A 1,615-nucleotide genomic window follows, 5' to 3' on the forward strand; every position below is an offset into this window, starting at 1 on the left:
GTCAGGTGGTCGCTCGTCATCAGCGTGACCGACGGCCGCGAGAGCACCCGCTCGCCGTGACGGTGGCCGCCCGCGAGCAGGGTCGAGGCGAAGGCGAGGTAGTCCTCGGCGGTCGAGACGAGCCCGCCGCCGCCTCCTTCGAACACTGGCGGCCGGCTCCACCGCCCGTCGGGGCCGTCCTCGACCACCTGCTCACCGCCGGCGTCGTCCTCGCGCTCGTACGCCGTCGCCAGCCGGTCGGTGCTCTCGCCGCCCACACTGAAGGCGGTGTCCTTCATGCCGAGCGGATCGCAGATCCGCTCGCGCAGGGCGTCCCCGAAAGACATACCTGTCGCCCGGGCGACGAGCACGCCGGTCACGTCGGCGGCGGTGTCGTACATCCAGCGCTCACCCGGGTGATGGACGAGCGGGAGCGTGCCGAGCCGGCGCACCCATTCGTCCGACGGCGGCCGGCCGAGTGCGTCCAGCGCGTCCGCGATCGGGACCGTTCCCGGTTCGGCGGGGACCATGCCGGTGCCGAGGGTGTAGGTCAGCAGATCCCGCAGCGTGATCGGGCGTTCCGCCGGAACGGTGTCGTCCAGTGGTCCGTCGGGATCGGCGAGCACGGTCATGTCCGCCAGCTCCGGGAGGAGGTCGTCGACCGGGTCGTCGAGGCGCAGGGTGCAGTCCTCGACGAGCGTCATGGCACACGCGGCGACGATCGGTTTCGTCATCGAGGCCATACGACAGATCGTGTCGCCCGCCATCGGCGTCTTCGAGCCCGTGCCATCGAACGCGAGCGTGCCCGTCGCTTCGAGGTGCACCTGGCCGTGCCGGGCCAGGACGACCACCATCCCGGGGACGAAGCCGGAGCCGACGTGACGCTCCGCCAGCTCCCGCACCCGGACCAGCCGTTTCGACGAGAAGCCACCGGCAGTCACCTGTCTCCTCCTCGGCCTCGGCCCGTTGGCAACGTACACGTCGCGCGCCGGCCTCACGCTCCGGGAGAGCGGGCCGCGCCGCTTCGTCCATGGACTACTTGCTGACGGCGAAGCGCATCAGGGCATGCTCGTCGCCCTGCTTGATCTTCCCCGTCGTATTGATCACTTCGAGCTTCCAGCCGGTCTCGACCCGCAGCGCCTTGGCCACGGCGCAGCCGTTGTCCTGGGTGAGCAGGCTGGGCCAGATGTCGGCGACCTGCTGCGAGCTTCCGCCGGTCGCGTCGTACACCTTGAAACTGATGTTGCGCGCCTTCTCGAAGGCGCTGCCCTTCTTGTACGCGGCGGCGACGAACACGATCGACGTGATGTGGGGCGGGATCCCGGCGAACTCGACGGTCACCGTCTCGTCGTCGCCGCTCCCGTGCCCGGTCTGGTTGTCGCCGCTGTGGACCAACGAGCCGTTGCCCATGGGGTCGAGGGAGTCGAGACCGGCGAGACGCACCGGGTCGCGGCCCTGCATGGCGATGGCGATCAGATCCAGATCGGTGCCCGTCTTGCGGCGCAGCTTGCCCAGCACCCCGCCACTGCTGCCGGCCGTGGTCGCGCCGCTGGCTCGGCGAGCACATCGCCATGGGCACCAACGTCGACTGCTACCAGCGCGCCGAGGGCCGCTACCGGCTCATGCCCGGCATCAT

At 70.3% G+C, this 1,615-nt stretch carries 2 protein-coding genes; both read right to left on the reverse strand.

The window, feature by feature from the left end; translation table 11 throughout:
• Positions 1 to 920, reverse strand: a 920-nt coding sequence (locus ACWEBX_RS40340) for a serine hydrolase domain-containing protein (RefSeq protein ID WP_451889667.1), incomplete at its 3' end; no start/stop codon positions are given.
• 94 nt (positions 921 to 1,014) lie between these two features.
• The gene (locus ACWEBX_RS40345) at positions 1,015 to 1,497 is read right to left on the reverse strand and encodes a TerD family protein (protein ID WP_451889668.1); all 483 of its coding nucleotides are present in this window, start codon (positions 1,495 to 1,497) and stop codon (positions 1,015 to 1,017) included.
• Between the last annotated feature and the right edge of the window lie 118 nt (positions 1,498 to 1,615).

The organism is Streptomyces sp. NPDC005070 (genome assembly GCF_053600395.1).